This is a genomic window from Actinoallomurus rhizosphaericola, from assembly GCF_024055675.1.
GTDB classification, from domain to species: domain Bacteria; phylum Actinomycetota; class Actinomycetes; order Streptosporangiales; family Streptosporangiaceae; genus Actinoallomurus; species Actinoallomurus soli.
This window is the reverse complement of record NZ_JAMXMW010000011.1, coordinates 235,996-259,342: the sequence shown is the minus strand read 5'-3', so window position 1 is coordinate 259,342 and position 23,347 is coordinate 235,996. Positions and strand designations below refer to the sequence as shown.

The following is a 23,347-nucleotide window of genomic DNA, read 5'->3' as shown; positions in this document are numbered from 1 at the left end:
TGGTGGGCCGCCCTACCGGTCCACCACCGCGCCCGGCCGGGGCAGCGGCACGCCGTCGTCGACGAGCCGGTCGTCGCCGCGGTCGCCGGCGCCCATGAACTGCCGCAGATCCTCGATCGCCATGGTCTGCTCGCGCATCTTGGCCATGATGTCGCGGAGCGTGTGGACGACGACCAGCGTGGCCTCCGCCTGGGCGAGCGTCGCGTGGACCTGGGCCGCCGCCGTGTCCGGAGGCGTACGGGCCAGGGCGTTCTCGGCCTTGAGCAGGTGGGAGGCGGCGCTGTCATTGTGCGTCACCCAGTGGTAGCCGGGTTCCTCCGGCCAGGCAGACGTCATAGCGGGCTGCTCACCTCTCCAGCCGGAGCCCCCGACCCGGCGATCTTGTCGGACCGTACACGTCCCCGCGCGTCAGTATGACGCGCGAGCCCCGTCCCCGGTTGGCCTGTCGGAGATCTTGATCCGGCCGCCGCGGCGCGCCCTCACGGCCGGCCGAGGCGCCTGAGGTCCTCGGGGGTGTCGATGTCGTCGGCGGCGGCGACGTCCTCGCAGGGCACGGTGACGACCAGGTCGGGACGGGCGCGGAGGAAGGCGCGGGCGCCGGCGTCGCCGGAGGCGCCGGCCGCCGCCTCCGCGAAGTGCTCGTGCGCGATGAGGACGGGGTTCCGCGGCAGGCCCGCGTAGGTGGCGACCGCGACCCGCGCCCCGGCGGCGTACGCCGCGCGGAGGCGGCGCACCGCCTCCGCGGTCACCCGCGGCTGGTCCACCAGGGCGATGACGACGGCCGGGCAGTCGTCCGCCAGCGCCGACAGCCCCAGGCGCAGCGACGAGGCCATGCCCGTGCGCCAGTCCGGGTTGTGGACGATCACCGCGCCGGCCACGTCGATCGCGGCGGCGCCGGTGACGACGACGATCGGAGTGCATCCCGCCTCGTGGAGCATCCGGACCCCACGGTCGACGAGCCGCTCCCCGCCGATCTCGACGAGCGCCTTCGGCGTGCCGAGCCGCCGCCCCTCTCCGGCGGCCAGCAGCAACCCGGCCGGTGCGCCCGCGTGCCTGATCCCCATCTCGGGAGGGTATCCGCCCGTGTGGCCCACGTCACGCGGACGACCGTGGCGTCCGGAACGGCCCGCCGGGGTCCGCACCACGGTGCCTTCCCTCTCGGTCAGCGGTGGGCCGCGACGGGCGGGAGCACGCCGTGGGCGGCGGAGTGGGGGGCCGCCGCCGTTCCCCCGGCCACCGCCGCGCCGATGAGCGCCGTCACGACGAGCCGGCGTACGACGGTCTTCCGGGCGTTCTGCATGATGTTCGGCCTTCTTCCTCGGTTTCTCCGGGCTCTTCCGAGTCTGCGGCCGGGCGCGCGCCCGCGCAGTAGGGTCAGGTCGACTCTTGGACGGTGGTGGCAGCCCCCCTGAACCCCTTCGCCGGAGATCACTCCCCGTGGATCCGGCCCTCCGTCTCGCTGAGGGGGCGTCCGGTGCCGCCCCAGCGGAGCTCGATGAGCTCGGCCGCGACCGAGATCGCGGTCTCCTCCGGGGTACGGGCGCCGATGTCCAGGCCGATGGGCGAGCGCAGCCGGGCGATCTCGTCCTCGGTCACGCCGGTCTCGCGGAGCCGTTTCAGCCGCTCGTCGTGGGTGCGCCGGGAGCCCATCGCGCCGATGTAGCCCGCCGGGGTGCGCAGCGCCACCTCCAGCAGGGGAACGTCGAACTTCGGGTCGTGGGTGAGCACGCAGATCGCCGTGCGCTCGTCCACCTCCGTCTCGGCCAGGAACCGGTGCGGCCACTTCACGACCACCTCGTCCGCGTCGGGGAAGCGCTTGGCGGTCGCGAAGACCGGCCGGGCGTCGCAGACGGTCACGTGGTAGCCGAGGAACCTGCCGACGCGCACGACCGCCGCCGCGAAGTCGATCGCCCCGAACACCAGCATCCGCGGCGGCGGCGCGAAGGAGTGCACGAAGACGGACAGTTCGTCCCCACGGCGCTCGCCGTCCGGTCCGTAGCGCCGGACGCCGGTGCGGCCCTGGGCGAGCATCCCGCGGGCGTCGTCGTCCACGGCGGCGTCCAGGCGTTCGAGTCCGAGCGAGCCCGCCGCGCGGTCGGGCCAGACGACCCGCCGCGCGCCGATCTCCCGGGGGCCCGCGACGACCGTGACGACCGCCACCGGCTCGTGGCGTTCGACGGACGCCACGACGTCCGCGAACTCCGGGTAGGTCGCCGGGCCGACCGGCTCGACCAGCACGTCGAGGATGCCGCCGCAGGTGAGACCGACGGCGAAGGCGTCGTCGTCGCTGACGCCGTACCGCCGCACCACCGGCCGTCCCGTGTCCATGACCTCCCGCGCCACCTCGTACACCGCGCCCTCGACGCAGCCGCCGGACACGCTCCCCACGGCCTCGCCCGCCGCCGAGACCGCCATGGCGGCGCCCGGCGGCCGTGGCGCGCTGCGGAACGTGTCGACCACGGTGGCAAGGCCGAACGTCTCCCCCGCCGCGTACCAGGTGCCGATCTCGCCGAGGACATCACGCATCGCCGATCACTCCCGCCAGTTCTTCGAGCGCGGCCAGGCTGTGGCCGGCCACGAAGTCGTCGACGTGCGGCAGGGCCGCCGCCATCCCGGCCGTGAGCGGTTCGTATCCGGGCCGGGCCTTGTGCGGGTTGGCCCACACGACCCGGTGGGCGAGCCGCCGCAGCCGCGCCATCTGCGCACGCAGGAGCGTGGCGTCGCCGCGCTCCCAGCCGTCCGAGGCGACCACGACGACCGCGCCCCGTGCCATTCCCCGCTGCCCGAACCAGTCGAGGAACTCCTTCAGCTCCTCGCCCAGCCGCGTACCGCCGCTCCAGTCGGGGATCGCGGACGACACCGCCGCCATCGCCGCGTCGGGCTCGCGGTGCCGCAGTTCGCGGGTGACCCGGGTCAGCCGCGTGCCGACCGTGAAGACCTCGGTGCTGCGCGGGGCGCAGCGCAGGGCCGCGTGCGCGAACCGCAGCAGCACGTCGGCGTACGGGCTCATGGACCCGCTGACATCGATGAGGAGGACCACGCGGCGGGGACGGGTCCGGTGCGCGCGGTGGTGCGGCCGGGAGATCTCCCCGCCGCGCCGCAGGATCGCCCGGACCGTACGGGCGGCGTCGACGCGTCCGCGGCTCGCGGGGGCGAACCGCCGGGACCGGCGGCGCGCCGAGACGTTGTCGAGCAGGGCGACGAGCCGCCGCACCTCGTCCCGCTCCGCCGTGCTCAGCCGGGCGACGTCACGTCTGCGCAGGATCTCGGCCGCGCTCGCGGCCGTTCCGCTCGGGTCGCCGCCCCCCTCCGCCCCGGCCGCCTCGGACCCGGCGGCGGGCCGGGCGACCGGGACCGGCCGCCGGGGCGCGCGGCGCACGGAGGCGGTCTCCCCGGAGAAGTACGCGGCGAAGCAGCGGTCGTACCGCGGCAGGTCCGCGGGGTCCGCGCACAGGGTGAGCCGGCCGGCCCAGTACACGTCGCGCGGGTTCCGCACGTCGAGGCGGTCGAGCGCGCCGATCATCGCCTGGAGCCGCTCGGGGTCGGCGTTCACTCCGGCGGCGCGCAGCGTACGGGCGAAGCCGGTCAGCGTCTCGACGAGGTCGCGCGGCACGTCCATGGTCAGGACCCGTCGAGCAGCACGTCCAGGCCCTTGGCGACGCGCTCGGTGTCCTCCCGGTACTTCAGCACGGCGCCCAGCGTCACGGCCGCGGTGTCGGGATCGAGCTCCCGGGCGCCGAGCGCGACCAGGGCCTCGGTCCAGTCGAGGCTCTCGGCGATCCCCGGCGTCTTCAGCAGGTCGAGGCCCCGGAGCCGGGCCGCCGCGCCGGCGACCTGGCGGACGAGCCGTTCGGACGCCTCCGGCAGCCGCCGCCGGATGATCGCGACCTCGCGGTCGAACGCCGGATGCTCCAGCCAGTGGTAGAGGCAGCGGCGCTTCAGAGCGTCGTGCACCTCCCGCGTGCGGTTGGAGGTGACGATGACGACGGGCGGGCGCTCGGCCCGTACGGTGCCCAGCTCGGGGATCGAGATGGTGAAGTCGCTCAGCACCTCCAGCAGGAACGCCTCGAACTCGTCGTCGGCGCGGTCGATCTCGTCGACCAGGAGCACGCTCGGGCGCTCCGCCGAGGAGGTCTCCAGCGCCCGCAGCAGCGGCCGGGCGACGAGGAACCGCCGGTCGTACAGCTCCGACTCCAGCCGCTGCACGTCGGTCACGCCGGCGGCCTCGGCGGCGCGCAGGTGCAGCAGCTGGCGCGGGAAGTCCCAGTCGTACAGCGCCTGCGCGGCGTCCAGTCCCTCGTAGCACTGGAGCCGGATGAGGGGAACGTCGAGCACGGCGGCGAGCGTCTTGGCGAGTTCGGTCTTGCCGACCCCGGCCTCGCCCTCCAGGAACAGCGGGCGGCTCATGCGCAGGCTCAGGAAGCAGGCCGTGGCGAGCCCCTCGTCGGCGAGGTACGCATGCCGGTCCAGCGCCTCGCCCAAGGCCGCCGGCGAAGCGAAGCCGGACGCCGGAAACGCGGTGGAATGCGGCACGCCTCAAGGCTACTTCGCCGACGGGATCTCGCCCCGCGCCCGATTCAGCCGTCTCCCTGCCGGCGGCCGGCGGCGCGCTCCTGGGCCGCCACGACGGCGTCGGCGTGCTCCTCGGTCCAGCGGCCGAGCGCCTCGATCGGTTCGAGCAGGCCGCGACCGGGCGCGGTCAGCTCGTACTCCACGCGGGGCGGCGCCTCGGTGTACGCGCGCCGGAGCACGAGCCCGTCGTCCTCCAGCCGCCGCAGCGTCTCGGTGAGGACCTTGCCGCTGATGCCGCCGATCACCCTGCGCAGCTCGACCGGTCGCCTGGGCCCGTGGCGCAGCGCGTAGATGACGACGGCGTTCCAGGTGTTGGCCAGCAGGTCGAACGCCAGCCGCGTCTGGCAGTCGGCGAGGAGATCCCGGTCCATCCCCTGTCCTTACCGCATCGGCCGGGCACCGTTCGGTGCCCATCGGAGGTTCTAACGTCGCGCCCATGCGAATCGGAATCCTCGGAGCGGGGAACATGGCCGGCGCGCTCGGCGCCCAGTGGGCACGCGCGGGGCACGAGGTGCTCGTCGGCGCGCGGGATCGGGACAAGGCGGTGCGGCGCGCCGCGGAGATCGGGCCGGGCTCCCGCGCGGGCGGCCTGCGCGAGGCGGCCGCGTTCGGAGAGGCGACGCTGCTCGCCGTGGCGTACGAGGGCGTGGCGGACGTCCTCGGGCAGGTCGGGGACGTCCTGCGCGGGCGGACGGTGATCGACTGCGTGAACGGCATCGTGCATCCGGGCGTCACGCTCGCCACCGGAATCGGCCCGTCCGTCGCCCGGCGGATCGCCGACGCGACCGGCGCCCACGTGGTGAAGGCGTTCAATCTGTGCCCCGACGCGATGTGGCGGATGACGCCGCCCCGGATCGACGGTCGCCCGCTGACCGTGCCCGTCTGCGGCGACGACTCCGGCGCCCTGGCGACGGCACGGACGCTGATCGACGACCTCGGCTGCGTCCCCGCCGACGCCGGCGACCTCGACCGGGCCGGCGTCCTGGAGGCCACCGCGGCCTACGTCATCGGCCTGCACATCGCCGGAATCGACCCGCGCTCTGCCCTGCCCCCGCTCTCATGACGGGAGCTCCGGGCCCCGTCCCGGTCACGCGGCCGCGCCGGGGCCCGGCAGGAGGTCGACGTCGCCCGCGTGCATGGGCTCGCCGCAGTGGGCGCAGCGCAGGTCGACACGGCTGATCTCACCGCACGCGTGGTGGCGGTAGAGCACCGGCGGGCCGGCCTCGCCCGCGAGCCACTTGTCCCCCCAGGCGACCATGACCATGAGCAGGTCGACGAGCTCGGCGCCCTTCGCGGTCAGGCGGTACTCGTAGCGCGGCCGCCTGTCATACGGATGGCGCTCGAGCACGCCCTGGTCGACGAGGTGGTTGAGCCGCTCGGTCAGCACCTTGCGTGAGATCCCGAGGTCGGCCTGGAGCTGGTCGAACCGGCTCAACCCGACCCACACGTCACGCAGGATCAGCGGCGACCACGGCTCCCCGATCACGTCGAGGGTGCGCGCGATGGAGCAGGCCATCTCCCCGAAGTTCGTGCGTTGCATGGAAGCAGTCTAACGATCGGAGTTCCCTTACGGAACTTAGCCTGCTACGGTCATGGAGTCTCTTGAAGGAACTTCCACGGCCCGACAGAACCAACGCCAGGAGATGACCACGATGCTCGACCCCGACGTACGCCGCGTGCTCGACGGCACCTCGCTCGCCCACCTCGCCAGCGTCCTCCCCGACGGCGCTCCCCACTCCGTTCCGGTCTGGGTCGGCACGGAGGGCGACCACGTCGCGATCCTCACCGGCCCGGGCTCCCGCAAGGCCCGCAACCTTCGGCGCGACCCGCGGGTCGCGCTGTCCCTGACACCGGCCGACGATCCGTTCCAGCCGGTCATCGTCCGCGGCAGAGTCGTCGAGTGGCTGGAGGGCGACGCCGCCTGGGAGATCATCGACCGGATCGCGACGAAGTACATCGGCGGTCCCTACTCACGCGACGAGGAACGGGTCGTCGCGCTCATCGAGCCCGATCGGCAGAGCGCCGGCTGAGACGCGTCGTCCCATGACGCCACCACGCCGCGCCGGCGGCCCGGATCAAAGGTCGATCACGGGAACTCCGGGGGCCGGCCGACGAGGGGACGGAGCGATCCGAGCGGAGCGGTCATCTCGCTCGGGCTCCGCTCATCCCGGTGACCCGGGCGAAGTCCCGGATCAGCACGTCGTCCGCGCCGGCGGGCCAGACCGGGGCGCAGACGACCGGCGGCAGCCCGGCCACCGGCACGGTGACGACACGGGGATTGTCCGGGCGCAGCGAGGCGACCGTCAGATGGACCACGTCGCCCTCCGCGACCAGGACGATCGCCTCCTCCAGGGACGCCGACGTGTGACGGCGCACCCGGCGGAGCGGGACGCCTCCGGGAGTGGCCGGCGGTATCCACAGGTCGGCGATCTGCTCCGGCATGCCACGCGGATACAGGATGTCGTGGCCGGCCAGTTCCTCTGCGTCGACGACGGCGCGGCGGGCCAGCGGGTGCCCGGCCGCCACCAGCACCGCCCGCTCCTCGCGCAGCCACGCCGGGCCGACGGCGAACCCCATCGCCCGGATCGGCGCGGCATCGGCGGGCAGCCAGCCGACGAAGACGTCCACCGGCCAGTCGTCGCCCCAGCGGGTCGGGTCGGTGTTGGGAAGCCCGGAGCGCACCACCGCGCAGTGCGGGTGGGCCCGTTCGAACGCCCGGATCGGCCCGTCGACCGCCGTGCCGGGCAGGCTGGTCGCGACGCCGACGCGGAGCACCTCGGCGCTCGCGCCGCGCCGCGCCTCCTCCAGCGCCCGTTCCATCCGGTCGTACGCGGGCCGGAGTTCGGCGTGCAGGCGTTCGCCCAGCGGCGTGAGCCGGACCCGCCTGCTCGTGCGCTCGAACAGCGGAGCGCCGACCCGGCGCTCCAGCGCGCGCACCGCCTGGCTCACGCGCGGCGTGGACACGCCCAGTCGCGCCGCCGCACGACCGAAGTGCAGCTCGCGGGCGACCTCCAGGAACGCCTCGATCTCCCGCATCTCCATGCGCTCATTGTGACGCCTGACTTAACGATCGTGGCGCGATCCGTCATTGATCACCCTTCCCGGCGCGGCCAGCCTGGAAGGGCTATGGGACTCGAAGAGCAAATTCCCGGCGGCTTCCTGCTCACGGCCGTCGAGGCGGTGGCCGGCATGGCGCGCAGGTCGTCGATGTGGCCGATGACGTTCGGGCTCGCGTGCTGCGGCATGGAGCTGATGGCCGTCGGCGACCCGCGGCACGACTTCTCGCGGTTCGGCATGGAGCGCCCCTCGGGGTCGCCCCGGCAGGCCGACCTCATGGTCGTGGCCGGGCGGGTGAGCCAGAAGATGGCCCCGGTGCTGCGGCGGCTGTACGACCAGATGGCCGCGCCGAAGTGGGTCATCGCGATGGGCGTGTGCGCCTCGTCGGGCGGCATGTTCAACAACTATGCCGTCGTCCAGGGCGTCGACCACATCGTGCCGGTCGACATCTACCTGCCCGGCTGCCCGCCGCGCCCGGAGATGCTGCTCGACGCCATCGTCAAGCTGCACGACAAGGTCGGCGGCACGAAGCTGGGCGCGCACCGGCGCGCGGAGATCGTGGCCGAGGAACGGGCCCGTCTCACGGGACTCCCCCTGGCCGACGCCTGCCCGACCCCGCACTGAGGGACCGCGATCAACGTCGTGAGCGCCGAGGATGTTCGTCGTCGGAACGACGAACATCCTCGGCAGTGACGGCTGTCCGACGGGCCCGGGCCCGGGCCCGTCGTCGGCGGCGGCGGGTCAGACGGCGGTGCGTTCGCCGGCGGGCCGGCGGCGGAGGCTCGCCTGCTCAAGGGTCGGCGGCACGTAGGCCTGGTCGAGCGTGCCGACGTCGGTGCCCGGCGGGACGATCTCGTCGATCCGATCGAGGATGTCGTCGGTGAGCGCAACGTCGATGCCGGCGAGAAGGTCGTCGAGGTGGCTCATCGTGCGCGGCCCGACGATCGCGCTGGTCACGCCGGGATGAGCGATCGCGAACGCCATGGCCAGGTGGGTGAGCGGCAGGCCCGCCTCCTCGGCCAGCACGATGAACCGCTCGACGGTTTCGAGACGGCGTTCGTCGTTGACGTGCTTGACGAAGCCGGCGCGGCGGAGTTCGTTCCGCCGGCCTTTGCGGACGCGCCCGGTGAGCAGTCCCTGCCCGAGCGGGCCCCACACCAGCGTGCCGATCCCGTAGCGCTGGGCGACCGGCAGCACCTCGCGTTCGATGCCGCGGCTGAGCAGCGAGTACGGCGGCTGCTCCGTACGGAACCGCGCCAGACCGCGCCGTTCGGCGACCCACTGCGCTTCGACGATGTCGGACGCCGGCATGTTGGACGTCCCGATCGCACGGACCTTCCCGCTGTGAATCAGGTCGGAGAGCGCGGAAAGCGTCTCCTCGACGTCCGTGGTGGGGTCCGGCCGGTGGATCTGGTAGAGGTCGATGTGGTCGGTCTGCAGGCGGCGCAGCGAGTTCTCGACCGCGGTGACGATCCAGCGCCGTGAGGCGCCCTGCCGGTTGGGGTCGTCGCCGATCGGGCGGCTCACCTTGGTCGCGAGGACGACATCGTCCCGTCGCCCCTTGAGCGCCTTGCCGACGATCTCTTCGGAGTCGCCGTAGGCGTCGGCGGTGTCGATGAGGTTGATCCCCGCGTCCAGCGCCTTGTGAATGATCCGGGCCGAGTCGTCGGGGTCGGGATTGCCGACGGACGTGGCGAACATCAATGCGCCCAGCGCATAAGGACTGACCTTGATCCCGGTCCGGCCGAGCGTGCGGTACTGCATGCGGAATTCTCCTCCGGTCTCAATGGGCTGTGACGCCGGCGACTCCGCGGAAGGCGGATGCGGCTGTCGGGCGGATGCCGTACGTCACGGCGTCTCTCTCGTGCTCGGCTCGGCGCACCTGCGGAGGGCCGCCGGTCCGCCGAGCCGGCTTCCAGCGTGCGGTGGTGCGGGCGCCGGCGGGAGAGACGTCCTTATCCGGGGACGCGCCGTCCCTGGCTGCGCCCGGCGGTCCAGGGCATGGTGGAGGCGTGGACCGAAGCGAACTGGCCGACTTCCTGCGCCACTGCCGCGCCCGGCTCGCCCCGGCCGATGTGGGGCTGTCGCAGGGCGCGCGGCGCCGCACTCCGGGACTGCGCCGCGAGGAGGTGGCGCAGCTGGCGGGCATGTCCACCGACCACTACACGCGCCTGGAGCAGGCCAGGGGCTCACGCCCGTCCCGCCAGATGCTCGCCGCCGTCGCCCGCGCCCTGCGGCTGACCGGCGACGAACGAGATCACCTCTTCCATCTGGCGGGCGAGGAGCCCCCGCGCAACCGGCCGACCACGGACCACGTCCGCCCCGGCCTGCTCCTCGTCCTCGACCGGCTGACCGACGTTCCCGCCCGGGTGGTGAGCGACCGCGGCGACGTCCTCGCGCAGAACGCGATGGCCGGGCTGCTCCACGGGGACGCCTCCGCCCGCCCCGAGGCGGATCAGAACGTCGTCTGGCGCTATTTCACGGACCCCTCCGCGCGGGAGCTCTTCCCTGCCGAGGACCGTGACCGTGCCGCCCGCACGGCGGTGGCGGATCTGCGCGCCACACTCGCCCGCCGCCCGGACGACGCGCGCCTGGCCGGGCTCGTACGCCGGCTCCGCGCCCGCAGCGAGGAGTTCTCGGCGCTGTGGGACGCCCACCACGTCGCCGTGCGCCGCACGGACGTCAAGCGCTTCGTGCACCCGGTCGTCGGCCTGCTGGAGCTGGACTGCGAGGTGATGCTGAGCCCGGAGCACGACCAGCGGCTGGTCGTCTACACCGCCCGTCCGGGCAGCACGTCCTACGAGCGCCTGGAACTGCTGCGCGTGGTCGGCCTCCAGAGGCTGACCCCGGGCTGAGCCGCGTCGCCGGGTCCGCCACCGTGACCGCGATCAGCACCGTCAGTGCCGAGGATGTTCGTCGTTCCAGCGACGAACATCCTCGGCACTCACGGCTGTCGTTCTCTCCGGCCCACTCGACCACGGCCACTTCGACGCAGTCACCGCCGTTGGCCGTACTCCGCGCGGAACACTTCGACCTGCAACAGGCCCGGGATCACGGTCGACTCGAATGACAGCGTGACATGGCCCGGCGTTCGACCACGAGCCGCTTGTCGAGCCACTCGGGCGGGACCTGTCCGGCGATGACGAGTTCGTCGAAACCCTCAGGGCCGGCCGAGCACATCCTCGGGGCTGATCGAAGGCGGGAATCCCGTGCTGGCACCCCACATCTCCGCGAACCGGCCATCGTCGACGCGGAAGATCTCGAACAGCATGGGCTGTGCGCCGTCCGGGGCCTCGATCCCTTCGACGGTCGAGCGGACGGCGGCCTTGTCGCCGTCGACCAGAACGTCCTGGGCGACGACACGCATGCGGGGGAACCGGGCGGTGAGCGTGCGCCAGGCGTCCTTACCCGCCGCGAATCCGGTGGTGCCCAGCGGATGGCTGAAGAAGCCAGGCGTATGCAGGTCGGCGGCCTGATCGAATTGCCGGGTGTTGAAGCACTCCTGCATCCGCTGGATCAGGGCGCTGACGTCATCGTGTGCGGTCACCGGCGATCTCCTCACGGCTGATGGTCCGGTCGTAGTGAGCGGCGCGGTCCCGCAACCGGTGCGCCGCCCCGGTTACGATTTCGATAATAAGCGGTGCTCCGCCCCGGTTATGCTGATATCGACATGTCCAACCCCTCTCACAAGGCCGTCCCGGCGGCTCCCGGGAGCAACCGCGGGCTGCGCGCCGACGCGCGCCGCAACCGCGACCGGGTGCTTCAGACCGCGCAACGGCTGTTCGCGACGGAAGGTCTCGGCGTCTCGCTGGACGAGATCGCCCGGCGTGCGGGCGTTGGTCCCGGCACCGTCCATCGGCATTTCCCTACCAAAGAAGCGCTCTATCTCGCCGTCGCGACCGATCAGCTTGAACAGTTGGTCGCGGAGGCGGAAGCGATCGCCGCAACAGACGACCCCGCGGCCCTGTTCACGCTGCTTTCCCGGATGGTGGCCAACGGCGCCGAGAACGCGGCCGTCAAGAGCGCGCTCGCGGCCGCCGAGTTCGACCTGCGCATCGCCGCCCCGAGCGTCGCAGCAGACCTCACACGCCATGTCGCGGACCTGCTCAGTCGCGCGCACGCCTCCGGTGCCGCGCGTGACGACCTCACCGTTGACGAGGTGATGGCACTGGTCGCCGGCGCCTTCGCCGCGATCCGCCACGCCGGCGCGGAGACCAGTCCCGAACGCTCAGCACACCTCGCCGGGCTCATCCTCGACGGGCTACGATCCCAGCCCCGGTGAACATCGCCGCACCGGTCGGCTCACACGGCGGCGTGAGTTCTCCGGGGCGGGGCCCCGATCGTACGGCGGGTGGTCAGCCGGTCAGGGTTTGGGCGAGAAGGAGGACGTTCAGGCCGCTGATCAGGGCGGCGACGCCGACCGGGTGAGGGAGGCGCCCTCGTAAGGACGAGGTCCAGGCGAGGGTGACGCCCGGATGAGGACAGTGGCCGGCTGAGGGTGACGCCCGGATGAGGACAGTGGCCGGCTGAGGGTGACGCCCGGATGAGGAAGGCGTCCGGGTGACGGTGACGTTGATCGGCCGTGACGCGGCGGCGACGGAGCACTCCCGTACGACCCGCCGCGGGCTCAGTGGTCGGCGGCCTCGCCGCGTTCGTGGATCAGGGCGGCCAGCTCGGCGAGGGCGCGGTTGGCGCGCTCACCGTCGGAGGCCTGGATGCCCAGGATCGCGACGGTCGAGCCGTCGGCGAGGTCGAGGGTGGGCCAGGGCGCGCCCTCGGACATCGTCACGCCGAGCAGCTCCGCCCACTCGTACTCGTGCGTGCGCAGGCCGTTGACGACCGTGACGCCCTCGTCGTCGGCGGTCACCCGGCTGCGGGCGAGGATGTGCAGGACCCCGGCGACGGCCAGCCCGATCACGACCAGGCCGATCCGGTCGCCGAGGCCCCAGGGCGACGGCATGGCCACGGCGAGGAGGATCATCCCGAGGACGACCACCGCCGCGAGGACGTACGGGACGATCCTGGCCCGCCGGGGTCGCCACGTCGCCGTGGTCATGAAGGAGCCGCCTTACGGATCAGTCGACGATCTTGCTGATCGGGATCTCGAGGATGTCGCGGGCGCCCGCCGCCTTCAGCGCCGGGATGAGGGTGTTGACGCCGTGCTTGGCGACGACGCTCTCCACCGCGTGCATCTCGCCGCCGGCGAGGGGCGTGACGGTGGGGGACGACATCGACGGGATGATGTCCAGGACGCTCTGCAGCGCGCCGTTCTCGACGTTCAGCTTGAGCAGGACGTTGCCGCGGGCCCGGATCGCGCCCTGCAGCAGCAGCGCGATGTCCTCCATCGCCGCCCGCTTCTCGGCGTCCTCGTACGCCTCGCGGTTGGCGACCAGCTCGGTGTAGCTGGTCAGGAGGGTGTCGAGGATGCGCAGGCCGTTCTTGCGCAGCGACGACCCGGTCTCGGTGAGGTCCACGATCGCGTCGACGATGTCGGGGACCTTCGCCTCGGTCGCGCCGTACGACGGGACGACCCGCGCCTTGACGCCGTGCTGGGTGAGGAACCGCTCGGTGAGGGCGGGGAACTCGGTGGAGATCCGCACGCCCTCGGGCAGGTCGGAGACGGTCTGCCAGGGCGCGTCGTTCGGCACGGCCATGATGACGCGCACCGGGTTGGACGTGGCCTTGGAGTACTTCAGCTCACCGAGGGAGACGACGTCGGCGTCGGTCTCGGTGATCCAGTCGCGGCCGGTGATGCCGAGGTCGAACAGGCCCTGTTCGAGGTAGGTCGGGATCTCCTGCGGGCGCAGGACGCGGACCCGGTCGATCCGCGGGTCGTCGATCGAGGCACGGTAGTCGCGGTCGGAGGCCCGGCGGACGGTCAGGTCGGCGGCGTCGAACAGCTCGAACGTCGCCTTCTCCAGGGAGCCCTTGGGCAGCACGAGTGACAGCACGGTTCAGCAGACCTTTCTTCGGATGATGGGTTTCGCGGCGTCGACGCTCAGGAGCCCAGATGCTCCGCGTCGTGCCGCGTGTGACCGTGGTGCCGAAGACCTCGCAGGGTCAGTGCCGTATCGAGTGCGGCCACGGTCGCCTCCATCCCTTTGTCCTCGTGGCTGTGATCCAGCCCGCAGCGGTCCAATGCCTGGTCGAGCGTCTCACATGTTAGTACCCCGTTGCCCACCGGGGTGCCCTCATCCAGGGCGACCCTGGTCAGGCCGGCGGTGACGGAGTCGCAGACGTAGTCGAAGTGCGGGGTCTCGCCGCGGATCACCGCGCCCAGGCAGACGACCGCGTCGTTGTCGCGGGCGAGCTGCTGGGCGACGACCGGGATCTCCAGCGCGCCCGCGACCCGTACGACGACCGGGTCGGCGACCCGGCACTCCTTGGCCGTGGCGACGGCCCGCTCCAGCAGCCGGTCGGTGATCCGCGCGTGCCACCGGGTGCAGACGATCCCCAGCCGCAGCCCCGAGGCGTCGACGAAGGTCTCCCCCGGCCGTCCGATCCCACTCACTGACGAACCTCTCTCATCCCAGGTCTCCGATCTCGTGGCCCAGCCGGTCGCGTTTGGCGGTGAGGTAGCGCCGGTTGTGCTCGGTGACGAGGACGGGCAGTGAGACGCGCCCGCGCACCTCGACGCCGAAGCGCTCCAGTCCCGCGACCTTGGCCGGGTTGTTGGTCAGCACCCGGACGGACCGGACGCCCAGGTCGAGCAGCATCTGCGCGGCGTTGCCGTACTCGCGGGCGTCGACCGGCAGGCCGAGTTCCAGGTTGGCGTCGACGGTGTCGGAGCCGTCGTCCTGACGCTGGTACGCCCGCAGCTTGGCCACCAGGCCGATGCCCCGCCCCTCGTGCCCGCGCAGGTACAGCACGACGCCGCGGCCTTCGGCGGCGATCGCGGCCATCGCGGAGTCGAGCTGGGTGCCGCAGTCGCAGCGCTCCGAACCCAGCACGTCGCCGGTCAGGCACTCGGAGTGCGCCCGTACGAGGACGTCCTCGCCGTCGCCCACGTCGCCGTAGACGAGCGCGACGTGCTCGCCGTCGTCCAGGTGGCTCGAGTACCCGATCGCGCGCCACGTGCCGTGACGGTTCGGGATGCGGGTCTCGGCGGCCCGCTCGACCATCCGCTCGGTGCGCTTGCGGTACTCCACGAGCTGCTCGATCGAGATCAGCTTGAGGTCGTGCTCCTTGGCGAAGATCTCCAGCTGCGGCAGCCGCGCCATCGTGCCGTCGTCGTTGACGACCTCGGCCAGCACCCCGGCCGGGGTGAGCCCGGCCAGCCGGGCCAGGTCGACGGCGGCCTCGGTGTGCCCGCGGCGACGCAGCACCCCGCCCTGGCGGTAGCGCAGCGGGAAGATGTGCCCGGGGCGGACCAGTTCGTACGGCTCGGTCGCCGAGTCGGCGAGCGTGCGGATGGTGTGGGCGCGGTCGGTGGCGGAGATGCCGGTGGTGACGCCGTCGCGGGCGTCGACGCTCACGGTGTACGCCGTGCGCATGCGCTCGTGGTTGTGCGCGGTCATCAGCGGGATCTGCAGCCGGTCCAGGTCCTCGCCCTCCATGGGCACGCAGATCACGCCGCTGCTGTACCGGATCGTGAAGGCGACCAGCTCCGGCGTCGCCTTCGACGCGGCGAAGATGATGTCGCCCTCGTTCTCCCGGTCGGCGTCGTCGACGACCACCACGGCCTTGCCGGCCGCGATGTCCGCGATCGCCTCTTCGACGCTGTCCAGACTCATGCCGCCACCACCTCGGGCTCGGTGTCCCGCCGCTGCCGGCGGTACTGCTTCAGCCAGTCGCGCAGACCGGCCATGACGAGGACGAAGAAGATGCCGTACGCCGCGCCGGAGACGTACAGCCCGGACTTGAAGGCCAGGGGGACGCCCACCAGGTCGACGAGGACCCAGATGACCCAGAAGTCGACGAGCGCCCGGCTCTGCGCGTACGTCGCCACCGCGCTGCCGACGAAGATGTACGCGTTCGCCAGCGGCGACCAGGAGATCTGCAGCCACGGGATGTTCGCGAACAGCAGGGCCACGGCGGCGGTGCCGACCGCGAGCGTTCCGACGAGCGCCAGGCGCTCCCGCCCGGTCGCGGGGCGCACCGGCAGTTCCCGGCTCTCCCGCAGGCCCCGCAGCCACCGGACCCAGCCGTACGAGGCGAGCAGGAGGAACATCACCTGCTTGAGCGCGTTGCCGGGCGCGTGCGCGCTGACCGAGGCGACCAGCAGCAGGACCGCGCCGGTGAGCTGCACCGGCCAGGTCCAGATCGTGCGCCGCATCGCCAGCCAGACCGTCCCGAGGGACAGGACGTTGCCCACCAGGTCGGTCCACAGGACCTTCTCGCCGAGGACGGTGATCCCCGCCTGTGTCCAGGAGCTCACTCGACCGCTCCCGCCGTGACGAGCCGCTCGACGTACTTGGCGACGACGTCGACCTCGAGGTTCACCGGGTCGCCGGGGCCCTTGCGGCCCAGAGTGGTCAGCTCCAGCGTCGTGGGGATCAGCGCGATGGTGAAGGCGTCGTCGCGCGCCTCGACGACGGTCAGGCTGACGCCGTCGACCGTGATCGAGCCCTTCTCGACGACGTAGCGGGCGAGCCGCGGCGGGAGCTCGACGGTCACGACCTCCCAGCGCTCGCCCGGCTCGCGGGAGACGATGCGGCCGACGCCGTCGACGTGGCCCTGGACGATGTGCCCGCCGAGGCGGTCGGCGGGCCGGACGGGGCGTTCGAGGTTGACCGGCGACCCCGGCTCCAGCGCGGCGAGGCTGGACCGGTCCAGGGTCTCCTTCATGACGTCGACGGTGAAGGCGTCGCCCTTGAGGTCGGTCACGGTGAGGCAGACCCCGTTGACCGCGATGGACGCGCCGTGCGCGGCGTCGGAGACGACGAGCGGGCCGCGCACGGTGAGCCGGGCGGAGTCCCCCGCCGGTTCGAGCGCGACCACCTCGCCCAGTTCCTCGACGATTCCGGTGAACATTCAGCTCTCCCTTCGGGCCGCTACCGGCCGGGTGGGGGGTTCGACGGCCGGCCTGACCGCGGTGACCCGCAGGTCGTCGCCGATCCGGGTGACGTCGTCGATCTGGAGGTGGTGGGCCTCGGCGAGCGTGGTGACGCCGGCGTCGCCGAGGGCGGCCGGGCCCGAGCCGAGCAGGCGGGGGGCGAGGTAGGCGACGATCCGGTCGACCAGGCCGGCGGCCACGAACGAGCCGGCCAGCGTCGGGCCGCCCTCGAGGAGGACCGAGACGATCTGCCGGTCGTACAGCTCGGCGAGCAGCGCGGTCAGGTCGAGACCGCCGTCGCCGTACGGCAGGCGCACGACGGCGGTGCGAGCCTCCAGCGCCGTGGCGGCGGCGTCCTCGGCCACGGCGACCAGAGTGGGGGCCTCGTCGTCCAGGACCCGGCTCGTCAGCGGCGTACGCGCGCGGGTGTCGGCGATGACGCGCAACGGCCTGCGGGGGGTGCGCCGGTGGTCGTGCCGGTGGACCCCGCGCACGGTGAGGTGGGGGTCGTCGGTGAGCACGGTGCCGGATCCGGCGACGATCGCGTCGCAGCGGGCGCGCAGCTCGTGGACGTCGTGCCGGGCCTCAGGGCCGGTGATCCACCGGCTGGTGCCGTCGGCGGCGGCGGACCGGCCGTCCAGTGTCGCGGCGTACTTCCAGGTCACGTGGGGCCGGCCCAGCCTGGTGCAGGTGAGCCACTCGGCGTTGACGCGCTCGGCCTCGGCGGCGAGCAGCCCCTCCTCCACCTCGACCCCCGCCTCGGCGAGCCGGCGGGCGCCGCCGCCCGCGACGGGATCGGGGTCGGCGACCGCGTAGACGACGCGCCGGACGCCGGCCTCGATGATGGCCTCGGTGCACGGCCCGGTACGGCCCTGATGGTCGCAGGGTTCGAGGGTGACGAGGAGGGTGCCGCCCTCGGCGCGGCCGGCGGCCTCGCGCAGCGCCACGACCTCGGCGTGCGGACCTCCGGCGTACGCGTGGTGTCCCTCGCCCGCGACCTGTCCGTCGGCGTCGAGGACGACGCAGCCGACGACGGGGTTCGGGCTGGTCTCACCGCGGGCGCGGGCGGCGAGCGCCAGCGCCCGGCGCATCGCCCGCTCCTGCGCGGGATGAACGATCACCCGGGCCTCCCTGATCAGGCTCCGGGTGCGCGGCAAGGCCGCAGTGGCCATGCCCGACAGGGCACGGCCGCGTGCTGCCTCCCATCCGGACTTTAACCGTCGGTCCCGGAATTCCACCGGGTCAACCGGCCGATGGTTTCGGCCGGGTCGCGGACTGTCACCGCCGGTTCGGACTTTCACCGACCCCGGAGCACGCTTTCACTGACCCACAACCAGTGTGCCATGCCGGGCATTCCGCGCCACATGTGAGCATGCACACGCCTCGAATTCTGCCAACCAATCGCTTGCTTGGCAAGCCCGGCGAGACCGAGGCGATGGCGGGTCCCGCCCTTCTGGTTCCATAGGGGTCGAATGTGGTTCTAGTGGAGAGACGAAGGCGGGGCCGATGACGCAGCGAACGGAGTGGATGGAGCCTGGAGCGTTCCAGGTCGCGCCTGGTGTGCACCGGATCCCGCTGCCGCTTCCCAACGACGGCCTGCGCGCCGTCAACGTCTACGCGATCACCGGCGAGGACGGCCTGGTGCTGATCGACGGCGGCTGGGCGCTGGAGGAGTCCCGGCGGCGGCTGGAGGCGGCGCTGAAGGAGCTCGGGCACGGCCTCGGCGACATCACCCGCTTCCTCGTCACCCACGTCCACCGCGACCACTACACGCAGGCGGTCGCCGTGCGCCGGGAGTTCGGCACGCGGGTCAGCCTCGGCCTCGGCGAGCGGCACACTCTCGAACTGCTGACCCGGCCGGTGCGCCGGGAGGAGTCCCCGCAGCTCGCGCGCCTCCTCGCCTGCGGCGCGGGCCCCCTCGTCGAACGCCTCAAGGCCGCCTGGAAGGAGGGCGGCCAGGACCGCCTCGACTGGGAGATGCCCGACGACTGGATCGACGGCCGCACCGCCGTGCCGCTCGGCGACCGCGAGCTCCTCGCCGTCCCCACGCCGGGCCACACGCGCGGACACCTCGTCTTCGCCGACCTCGGCGCCGGGCTGATGTTCGCCGGGGACCACGTCCTGCCGCACATCACGCCGTCCATCGGCTTCGAGAGCGCCCCGGACACCTCCCCGCTCGGGGCGTACCTCGACTCCCTCCGGCTCGTCCGCGAGATGCCCGACCTGCGGCTGCTGCCCGCGCACGGACCGGTCACCGACAGCGTCCACGCCCGCGTCGACGCCCTCCTGGAGCACCACGCCGAGCGGCTCGACGCGAGCGCCGCCGCCGTCACGGCGGGTTCGGGCACCGCGTACGAGACGGCGCGCGCGCTCACCTGGACCCGGCGGGGCCGTGCCTTCGACGACCTCGACCTGTTCAACCAGATGCTGGCGACCACCGAGACCCAGGCGCACCTGGAGGTGCTCGTCACGCAGGGCCGTCTGCGCGGAAGCGCGGACGGCGACGGCGTGGTGATCTACGAGACGGCGTGAGTCAGGAGGCGTACGCGCCGCTCGCGCGCTCGCGCAGGGAGCGGACGGCCTCGGCGGGGTCGTCGGCGGAGTAGACCGCCGAACCCGCCACGAAGACGTCCGCGCCCGCCTCGGCGCAGCGCTCGATCGTCTCGGCGTTGACCCCGCCGTCGACCTGCAGCCAGACGTCGAGGTCGCGGCCCTTGATGAGGTCGCGGGCGCGCCGCACCTTCGGCAGGACGACGTCGAGGAACGACTGGCCGCCGAAGCCGGGCTCGACCGTCATGACGAGCAGCATGTCGATCTCGGCGAGCAGGTCGGCGTACGACTCGACGGCCGTGCCGGGGTTGAGCGCCAGCCCCGCCCGTGCGCCCGCCGAGCGGATCGCCCGGAGCGTACGGATCGGCGCGCTCGCGGCCTCCGCGTGGATGGTCACGCTGCCCGCGCCCGCCTCCGCGTAGCCGGGCGCCCACCGGTCGGGGTCCTCGATCATGAGGTGGCAGTCCAGCGGCAGAGGCGTGACCTTGAGCAGCGACTCGACCACCGGAAGCCCGAGCGTGAGGTTGGGCACGAAGTGGTTGTCCATCACGTCGACGTGGATCCAGTCGGCGTTGGACACCGCCGTCACCTCGTCGGCGAGACGGGAGAAGTCGGCGGACAGGATGCTGGGAGCGATTTGCACGGCCATGATGCCGACAAGTCTAGAGACGGCCGTCCTCGGGCGGGCGGGCGGCGTCGAGGTCGGCGGCGGCGGACCTCAGCGCCTCGACGGTGACCGCGATGGACGGGCGGCGTACGCTCGCGGTCCGCACGACCGCGTAGACGTAGCGGGTCATCGAACGGGGCAGGCGGCGCACCGCGATCCCCGGCACGCCCACGGTGAGGGCGAGGCTCGGGACGGCGGCGACGCCGACGCCACGGGCGACGAGCCCGAGGATCGTGCCGAGCCCCTCGAACTCCCACGGCACCGACGGGGCGCCGCCGACGTCGGACAGGAGCCGGTCGAACGCCTCGCGCGAGGGCTCGCCGGGCGGCGCCGCCATCCACGGCTCCTCCCGGAGCCGCCGCAGGTCGAGCCGCACGTCCGGGTCGGCCGCCCAGTGGTCGGACGGCACGACCAGCACGACCGGGTCGTGCATGAGGAGCGTGAACCGCAGGCTGCCGCCCCCGCGCGTCGGCAGCCGGCCCGTCCAGTCGTCGATCAGCGCGACGTCGACCTCGCCGGACCGCACCTGCGGCAGGCCGTCGCCGGAGCTCTGGCGGAGCTGGAACGTCAGGCCCGAGTGCCGACGCAGGCTGTGCGCCAGCGCGGGCGCGAACGCCACCGCCGCGGTGGGGAACGCGGTGAGGACCACGTGCCCGGAGGGCTCGGGCTCGGCCATGTCCGCCTCGGCGAACTCGATCATCCGCAGGATGCGCTCGGCGTGCCGGACGAGCCGGCGGCCGGCGTCGGTCAGCTCGGCGCTGCGCGCGGTGCGGTCGAGGAGGGTCGCGCCGACCTCCCGCTCGAGCACGGCCAGTTGCTGGGACACGGCCGACGCGGTGTAGCCCAGGGCCTTCGCGGTGGCCGCGATGCTGCCGCGCTCGGCGAACTCGCGCAGCAGGCGGAGCCGCCGGACGTCGAGCATAAGCACATCTTATGCAGACCAGCGGAAAGCCTCGCTTGTGATGATGCCGGGGAACGCTGAACGATGAAGGGGCACGGCGCCGCGCACGACCACCTTTCCGACCGGAAGCTCCCTTGGAGTCGTTCGATATGTCAGTCGCAATCTCCGCGACTCTCGCCGCCAACGAGGCGCTCGACCGCCGCCGTCGCGCGGGCCTCCCCGTCCTTCCCCTGGCCTTCGGGGAGGCCGGGCTCAACGTCCACCCGGGCCTGGAGCGCCGGCTCGGCGCGGCGGCCGGCCGCGGCGCCTACGGCCCGGTCGCGGGCAGCGCCACCCTGCGGGACGCCGCGGCGGGGTACTGGCGCCGCCGGGGGCTGTCCGCAGACCCCGACCTGGTCGTGGCCGGCCCCGGCAGCAAGCCCCTCCTGTACGCCCTCCTGCTGGCGATCGGCGGAAGCGTCGTCGTCCCACGGCCCAGCTGGGTCAGCTACGCCGCCCAGACCCGCCTGATGGGCGCCGAGCCGGTCTTCGTCCCCATCCGCCCCGGCGAAGGCGGTGTGCCCGATCCCGGCGCGCTGGCCGGGACCGTGGCACGGGCGAGGGCCGCCGGCCACGTGGTCCGCAGCGTCGTCGTCACGCTCCCCGACAACCCGACGGGCACGCTGGCGCCCTCGGACACGGTCCGCCGGCTCTGCGAGGTCGCCCGCGAGCTCGACCTGGTGATCATCGCCGACGAGATCTACCGCGACCTCGTCTTCGACCAGCGCGGCGACTTCCCGTCGCCCGCGCGCTTCGCGCCGGAGCGCACGGTGATCACCACGGCCCTGAGCAAGAGCCTCGCGCTCGGAGGCTGGCGGATCGGCGTGGCGCGGCTGCCCGGAGAGCTGCACGGCCTGCGGGACCGGCTCGCCGGAGTGGCCAGCGAGATCTGGTCGAGCGCGTCCGGCCCGGTCCAGGAGGCGGCGGCCTACGCCTTCACCGAGCCGCCGGAGATCGCCGACCGGATCACCGCCAGCCGCCGCCTGCACGCGGCCGTGGCGACCGCGATGGCGGAGCGGTTCGCGAGCGCCGGGGCCCGTGTGGCAGCGCCCCAGGGCGGGTTCTACTGCTACCCGGAGTTCGCCGGGCCGGTCCGCGACCACCTGCGCGACCGCTTCGGGATCCGGACCTCCGCCGACCTGGCGGACCTCCTCCTCGAAGAACACGGCGTCGGCGTGCTGCCCGGCAGCGCGTTCGGCGACCCGCCGGAGGCACTGCGGCTCCGGGTGGCGACCAGCCTGTTGTACGGGGACGGCCCAGAGGAGCGCGACGCCGCTCTCGGCGCACCCGACCCGCTCGCCGTGCCCTGGATCGCCGACGCCCTCGACCGCGCCACCGAGGTGCTCACGCAGCTGACCGCCCGGGTTCACGCGACGCTCCCGGTGTCCGCCTGACCTCACCGCCGGAACGGCCGGATGCGACGGTCAGGGGTCAACGGCGCGGACCGACCACGGCGACCGCTGAGGCGGCCGCCGAATCCGGTAGCCGGATCTGAACCGCGAATGGCCGGGTCGTCACCCCCGACGTGCGGTCTCACGGTCCTAAGATCATTTGGCGGATTCACCATCTGAGTGACCGGCGCTGACCGATAACGTCAACCGAGTACCGCGGGTGCACGGCTCGATGACCACGGCCTTGTTCAGACGTTCTTCAGGACACCGCCCGGTGGCCTTCCCCGAGCACTCGCGCCGCGATCGGAAGTTAAGGAGAACGATCTTGTCCGCTGAACACCCCCGTACGGCCGCCGATCCGGCGCCGGACGTCGGCTTCCCTACGGAGAGGAACCAGCCGCCCGCCGGGGGTTCCGGCCCTGGGCACTCGCCGGTTCGGCCGATGGCCAGGCGACCGGTCCTGGCGGCCGCGGTGGCCGGCGGTGTGGCCCTGCTGGCCGGTGCGGTCCTGCTGACCGGCACCGGATCCCATCGCGACACGGCGAGCCGGACCGCGTCGACGTCCGCTGCCGCGCAGTCGTCGACGAGCGTCGAGACCGTGTCCTATCCGAAGTTCGACGACCTCACCGGTCCCGGCGTGGAACTCGCCGGGCCGGAGAAACCGGACGGGTCCGGGGCGGGAGCGCTCGTGGTGCTTGCCCCGCACTACTTCTCCTTCGGACCGTACGGGAACCGGTATCCGGGCGCGGTGAAGACGAAGAACCTCGCCCTCTCCATGGATCAGGCAGGCGTCCTCACGCTCGTCGGCGACCGCGGCCCGATGTGGGACACTGACACGCGCGCCCCTGGAGGCCACGCGGTGTTCCAGACCGACGGCAACCTCGTGGTCTACGACCGTGACGACCAGCCGGTCTGGGCGTCCGGAACGGACGGCAACCCCGCGGCGACGTTGGTCCTCCAGGCGGACAAGAACCTGGTGATCTATGCCAGTGACGGCCGGCCGCTCTGGGCGACCGGCACCGACAACTGGCAACCGCCGAGCCTCCCCGGTTTCTGACTCTGACCGCCCTGCGGATCGGTCCGCCGCTCCGCCGGGAGACGATCCCGCGATGGCCCCGCACCTGCTCGCGCAGGTGCGGGGCCATCGACGGCTCGGGCCATCGATGACGACGGCA

General features: G+C 72.9%; 28 protein-coding genes and 1 riboswitch. Of the genes, 8 read left to right on the top strand and 20 right to left on the bottom strand.

Annotation, left to right across the window (positions count from 1 at the left end):
- Positions 1–12 precede the first annotated feature (12 nt).
- The 7 genes from NE234_RS24845 to NE234_RS24815 form a co-directional block, all read right to left on the bottom strand.
- The gene (locus NE234_RS24845; protein WP_252782992.1) at positions 13–336 is read right to left on the bottom strand and encodes a hypothetical protein; all 324 of its coding nucleotides are present in this window, start codon (positions 334–336) and stop codon (positions 13–15) included.
- A gap of 143 nt (positions 337–479) precedes the next feature.
- Positions 480–1,064 carry a nucleotidyltransferase family protein gene (locus NE234_RS24840; RefSeq protein ID WP_252782990.1) on the bottom strand — a complete coding sequence of 195 codons (585 nt, stop codon included), beginning with the start codon at positions 1,062–1,064 and terminating at the stop codon, positions 480–482.
- Between the two features lie 98 nt (positions 1,065–1,162).
- Positions 1,163–1,300, bottom strand: a complete 138-nt coding sequence (locus NE234_RS24835; protein ID WP_252782989.1) for a hypothetical protein — start codon at positions 1,298–1,300, stop codon at positions 1,163–1,165.
- Positions 1,301–1,428: 128 nt separating this feature from the next.
- Positions 1,429–2,526, bottom strand: a complete 1,098-nt coding sequence (locus NE234_RS24830) for an XdhC family protein (RefSeq protein WP_252782987.1) — start codon at positions 2,524–2,526, stop codon at positions 1,429–1,431.
- Entirely contained in the window at positions 2,519–3,619 is a 1,101-nt protein-coding gene (locus NE234_RS24825; RefSeq protein ID WP_252782986.1) for a vWA domain-containing protein, read from the bottom strand. Before NE234_RS24825 ends, NE234_RS24830 begins: the two co-directional genes overlap by 8 nt.
- A 2-nt stretch (positions 3,620–3,621) precedes the next feature.
- A complete protein-coding gene (locus NE234_RS24820) occupies positions 3,622–4,533 on the bottom strand; it encodes an AAA family ATPase (protein WP_308206921.1) in 912 nt (303 codons plus the stop codon).
- Between the two features lie 44 nt (positions 4,534–4,577).
- Complete coding sequence (locus NE234_RS24815) at positions 4,578–4,943, bottom strand: winged helix-turn-helix transcriptional regulator (protein WP_252782984.1); 366 nt, start codon at positions 4,941–4,943, stop codon at positions 4,578–4,580.
- Between the two features lie 65 nt (positions 4,944–5,008).
- Here NE234_RS24815 and NE234_RS24810 point away from each other — a divergent pair, with 65 nt between their 5' ends.
- On the top strand, positions 5,009–5,635 hold the full coding sequence (locus NE234_RS24810; protein ID WP_252782983.1) for an NADPH-dependent F420 reductase: 627 nt from the start codon (positions 5,009–5,011) through the stop codon (positions 5,633–5,635).
- A gap of 24 nt (positions 5,636–5,659) precedes the next feature.
- On the opposite strand, the gene NE234_RS24805 is transcribed toward NE234_RS24810, so the two are convergent.
- Positions 5,660–6,112 carry a winged helix-turn-helix transcriptional regulator gene (locus tag NE234_RS24805; RefSeq protein WP_252782981.1) on the bottom strand — a complete coding sequence of 151 codons (453 nt, stop codon included), beginning with the start codon at positions 6,110–6,112 and terminating at the stop codon, positions 5,660–5,662.
- A 103-nt stretch (positions 6,113–6,215) separates the two neighbouring features.
- On the opposite strand from NE234_RS24805, the gene NE234_RS24800 reads away from it, so the two are divergent.
- Positions 6,216–6,602, top strand: a complete 387-nt coding sequence (locus NE234_RS24800) for a PPOX class F420-dependent oxidoreductase (RefSeq protein WP_252782980.1) — start codon at positions 6,216–6,218, stop codon at positions 6,600–6,602.
- 112 nt (positions 6,603–6,714) lie between these two features.
- Here NE234_RS24800 and NE234_RS24795 read toward each other — a convergent pair whose 3' ends face one another.
- Positions 6,715–7,614 (bottom strand): LysR family transcriptional regulator, encoded by a 900-nt coding sequence (locus NE234_RS24795; RefSeq protein ID WP_252782979.1) that lies wholly within the window; start codon positions 7,612–7,614, stop codon positions 6,715–6,717.
- 84 nt (positions 7,615–7,698) lie between these two features.
- Here NE234_RS24795 and NE234_RS24790 point away from each other — a divergent pair, with 84 nt between their 5' ends.
- Positions 7,699–8,253, top strand: a complete 555-nt coding sequence (locus NE234_RS24790; RefSeq protein ID WP_252782977.1) for a NuoB/complex I 20 kDa subunit family protein — start codon at positions 7,699–7,701, stop codon at positions 8,251–8,253.
- A gap of 117 nt (positions 8,254–8,370) precedes the next feature.
- On the opposite strand, the gene NE234_RS24785 is transcribed toward NE234_RS24790, so the two are convergent.
- Entirely contained in the window at positions 8,371–9,393 is a 1,023-nt protein-coding gene (locus NE234_RS24785) for an aldo/keto reductase (RefSeq protein WP_252782976.1), read from the bottom strand.
- A gap of 248 nt (positions 9,394–9,641) precedes the next feature.
- Between NE234_RS24785 and NE234_RS24780 the strand changes: the two genes are divergently transcribed.
- Positions 9,642–10,484: a helix-turn-helix transcriptional regulator gene (locus NE234_RS24780; RefSeq protein ID WP_252782975.1), complete on the top strand. Its 843-nt coding sequence runs from the start codon at positions 9,642–9,644 to the stop codon at positions 10,482–10,484.
- Positions 10,485–10,789: 305 nt separating this feature from the next.
- Here the strand turns inward: NE234_RS24780 and NE234_RS24775 are convergent, their stop codons facing one another.
- The gene (locus NE234_RS24775) at positions 10,790–11,176 is read right to left on the bottom strand and encodes a nuclear transport factor 2 family protein (protein ID WP_252782973.1); all 387 of its coding nucleotides are present in this window, start codon (positions 11,174–11,176) and stop codon (positions 10,790–10,792) included.
- Between the two features lie 123 nt (positions 11,177–11,299).
- Here NE234_RS24775 and NE234_RS24770 point away from each other — a divergent pair, with 123 nt between their 5' ends.
- A complete protein-coding gene (locus NE234_RS24770; RefSeq protein WP_252782972.1) occupies positions 11,300–11,911 on the top strand; it encodes a TetR/AcrR family transcriptional regulator in 612 nt (203 codons plus the stop codon).
- Positions 11,912–12,256: 345 nt separating this feature from the next.
- On the opposite strand, the gene NE234_RS24765 is transcribed toward NE234_RS24770, so the two are convergent.
- The 7 genes from NE234_RS24765 to ribD are packed head-to-tail and all read right to left on the bottom strand — an operon-like array spanning position 12,257 to position 17,745.
- The gene (locus tag NE234_RS24765) at positions 12,257–12,685 is read right to left on the bottom strand and encodes a PH domain-containing protein (RefSeq protein WP_252782970.1); all 429 of its coding nucleotides are present in this window, start codon (positions 12,683–12,685) and stop codon (positions 12,257–12,259) included.
- Between the two features lie 19 nt (positions 12,686–12,704).
- Positions 12,705–13,580 (bottom strand): ATP phosphoribosyltransferase, encoded by an 876-nt coding sequence (gene hisG, locus NE234_RS24760; protein ID WP_252782968.1) that lies wholly within the window; start codon positions 13,578–13,580, stop codon positions 12,705–12,707.
- Between the two features lie 47 nt (positions 13,581–13,627).
- Complete coding sequence (ribH, locus tag NE234_RS24755; RefSeq protein ID WP_252782967.1) at positions 13,628–14,140, bottom strand: 6,7-dimethyl-8-ribityllumazine synthase; 513 nt, start codon at positions 14,138–14,140, stop codon at positions 13,628–13,630.
- Positions 14,141–14,153: 13 nt separating this feature from the next.
- Positions 14,154–15,362 carry a bifunctional 3,4-dihydroxy-2-butanone-4-phosphate synthase/GTP cyclohydrolase II gene (locus tag NE234_RS24750; protein ID WP_252782964.1) on the bottom strand — a complete coding sequence of 403 codons (1,209 nt, stop codon included), beginning with the start codon at positions 15,360–15,362 and terminating at the stop codon, positions 14,154–14,156.
- Positions 15,359–16,006 (bottom strand): nicotinamide riboside transporter PnuC, encoded by a 648-nt coding sequence (gene pnuC / locus NE234_RS24745; RefSeq protein WP_252782963.1) that lies wholly within the window; start codon positions 16,004–16,006, stop codon positions 15,359–15,361. Before pnuC ends, NE234_RS24750 begins: the two co-directional genes overlap by 4 nt.
- Positions 16,003–16,602 carry a riboflavin synthase gene (locus tag NE234_RS24740; RefSeq protein ID WP_252782962.1) on the bottom strand — a complete coding sequence of 200 codons (600 nt, stop codon included), beginning with the start codon at positions 16,600–16,602 and terminating at the stop codon, positions 16,003–16,005. Before NE234_RS24740 ends, pnuC begins: the two co-directional genes overlap by 4 nt.
- Positions 16,603–17,745, bottom strand: coding sequence for a bifunctional diaminohydroxyphosphoribosylaminopyrimidine deaminase/5-amino-6-(5-phosphoribosylamino)uracil reductase RibD (gene ribD, locus NE234_RS24735; protein WP_252782961.1), 1,143 nt, complete (start codon positions 17,743–17,745; stop codon positions 16,603–16,605).
- Between the two features lie 67 nt (positions 17,746–17,812).
- Positions 17,813–17,943, bottom strand: a riboswitch (FMN riboswitch).
- A 187-nt stretch (positions 17,944–18,130) separates the two neighbouring features.
- Between ribD and NE234_RS24730 the strand changes: the two genes are divergently transcribed.
- Positions 18,131–19,156, top strand: coding sequence for an MBL fold metallo-hydrolase (locus NE234_RS24730; protein WP_252782960.1), 1,026 nt, complete (start codon positions 18,131–18,133; stop codon positions 19,154–19,156).
- Position 19,157: 1 nt separating this feature from the next.
- Here the strand turns inward: NE234_RS24730 and rpe are convergent, their stop codons facing one another.
- The gene (rpe, locus tag NE234_RS24725; RefSeq protein WP_252782959.1) at positions 19,158–19,823 is read right to left on the bottom strand and encodes a ribulose-phosphate 3-epimerase; all 666 of its coding nucleotides are present in this window, start codon (positions 19,821–19,823) and stop codon (positions 19,158–19,160) included.
- Between the two features lie 13 nt (positions 19,824–19,836).
- Positions 19,837–20,763, bottom strand: coding sequence for a LysR family transcriptional regulator (locus tag NE234_RS24720; RefSeq protein ID WP_252782958.1), 927 nt, complete (start codon positions 20,761–20,763; stop codon positions 19,837–19,839).
- Positions 20,764–20,891: 128 nt separating this feature from the next.
- Here NE234_RS24720 and NE234_RS24715 point away from each other — a divergent pair, with 128 nt between their 5' ends.
- Positions 20,892–22,175: a pyridoxal phosphate-dependent aminotransferase gene (locus tag NE234_RS24715; protein WP_252782957.1), complete on the top strand. Its 1,284-nt coding sequence runs from the start codon at positions 20,892–20,894 to the stop codon at positions 22,173–22,175.
- 439 nt (positions 22,176–22,614) lie between these two features.
- Positions 22,615–23,229 carry a hypothetical protein gene (locus NE234_RS24710; RefSeq protein WP_252782955.1) on the top strand — a complete coding sequence of 205 codons (615 nt, stop codon included), beginning with the start codon at positions 22,615–22,617 and terminating at the stop codon, positions 23,227–23,229.
- The last annotated feature ends 118 nt before the right edge of the window (positions 23,230–23,347 follow it).

Coding starts and splice junctions, on each gene's coding strand:
- NE234_RS24845 (WP_252782992.1), bottom strand. CDS start 336: ATGACGTCTGCCTGGCCGGAGGAACCCGGCTACCACTGGGTGACGCAC.
- NE234_RS24840 (WP_252782990.1), bottom strand. CDS start 1,064: ATGGGGATCAGGCACGCGGGCGCACCGGCCGGGTTGCTGCTGGCCGCC.
- NE234_RS24835 (WP_252782989.1), bottom strand. CDS start 1,300: ATGCAGAACGCCCGGAAGACCGTCGTACGCCGGCTCGTCGTGACGGCG.
- NE234_RS24830 (WP_252782987.1), bottom strand. CDS start 2,526: ATGCGTGATGTCCTCGGCGAGATCGGCACCTGGTACGCGGCGGGGGAG.
- NE234_RS24825 (WP_252782986.1), bottom strand. CDS start 3,619: ATGGACGTGCCGCGCGACCTCGTCGAGACGCTGACCGGCTTCGCCCGT.
- NE234_RS24815 (WP_252782984.1), bottom strand. CDS start 4,943: ATGGACCGGGATCTCCTCGCCGACTGCCAGACGCGGCTGGCGTTCGAC.
- NE234_RS24810 (WP_252782983.1), top strand. CDS start 5,009: ATGCGAATCGGAATCCTCGGAGCGGGGAACATGGCCGGCGCGCTCGGC.
- NE234_RS24805 (WP_252782981.1), bottom strand. CDS start 6,112: ATGCAACGCACGAACTTCGGGGAGATGGCCTGCTCCATCGCGCGCACC.
- NE234_RS24800 (WP_252782980.1), top strand. CDS start 6,216: ATGACCACGATGCTCGACCCCGACGTACGCCGCGTGCTCGACGGCACC.
- NE234_RS24795 (WP_252782979.1), bottom strand. CDS start 7,614: ATGGAGATGCGGGAGATCGAGGCGTTCCTGGAGGTCGCCCGCGAGCTG.
- NE234_RS24790 (WP_252782977.1), top strand. CDS start 7,699: ATGGGACTCGAAGAGCAAATTCCCGGCGGCTTCCTGCTCACGGCCGTC.
- NE234_RS24785 (WP_252782976.1), bottom strand. CDS start 9,393: ATGCAGTACCGCACGCTCGGCCGGACCGGGATCAAGGTCAGTCCTTAT.
- NE234_RS24770 (WP_252782972.1), top strand. CDS start 11,300: ATGTCCAACCCCTCTCACAAGGCCGTCCCGGCGGCTCCCGGGAGCAAC.
- NE234_RS24765 (WP_252782970.1), bottom strand. CDS start 12,685: ATGACCACGGCGACGTGGCGACCCCGGCGGGCCAGGATCGTCCCGTAC.
- NE234_RS24750 (WP_252782964.1), bottom strand. CDS start 15,362: ATGAGTCTGGACAGCGTCGAAGAGGCGATCGCGGACATCGCGGCCGGC.
- NE234_RS24740 (WP_252782962.1), bottom strand. CDS start 16,602: ATGTTCACCGGAATCGTCGAGGAACTGGGCGAGGTGGTCGCGCTCGAA.
- NE234_RS24730 (WP_252782960.1), top strand. CDS start 18,131: ATGACGCAGCGAACGGAGTGGATGGAGCCTGGAGCGTTCCAGGTCGCG.
- rpe (WP_252782959.1), bottom strand. CDS start 19,823: ATGGCCGTGCAAATCGCTCCCAGCATCCTGTCCGCCGACTTCTCCCGT.
- NE234_RS24720 (WP_252782958.1), bottom strand. CDS start 20,763: ATGCTCGACGTCCGGCGGCTCCGCCTGCTGCGCGAGTTCGCCGAGCGC.
- NE234_RS24715 (WP_252782957.1), top strand. CDS start 20,892: ATGTCAGTCGCAATCTCCGCGACTCTCGCCGCCAACGAGGCGCTCGAC.
- NE234_RS24710 (WP_252782955.1), top strand. CDS start 22,615: ATGGCCAGGCGACCGGTCCTGGCGGCCGCGGTGGCCGGCGGTGTGGCC.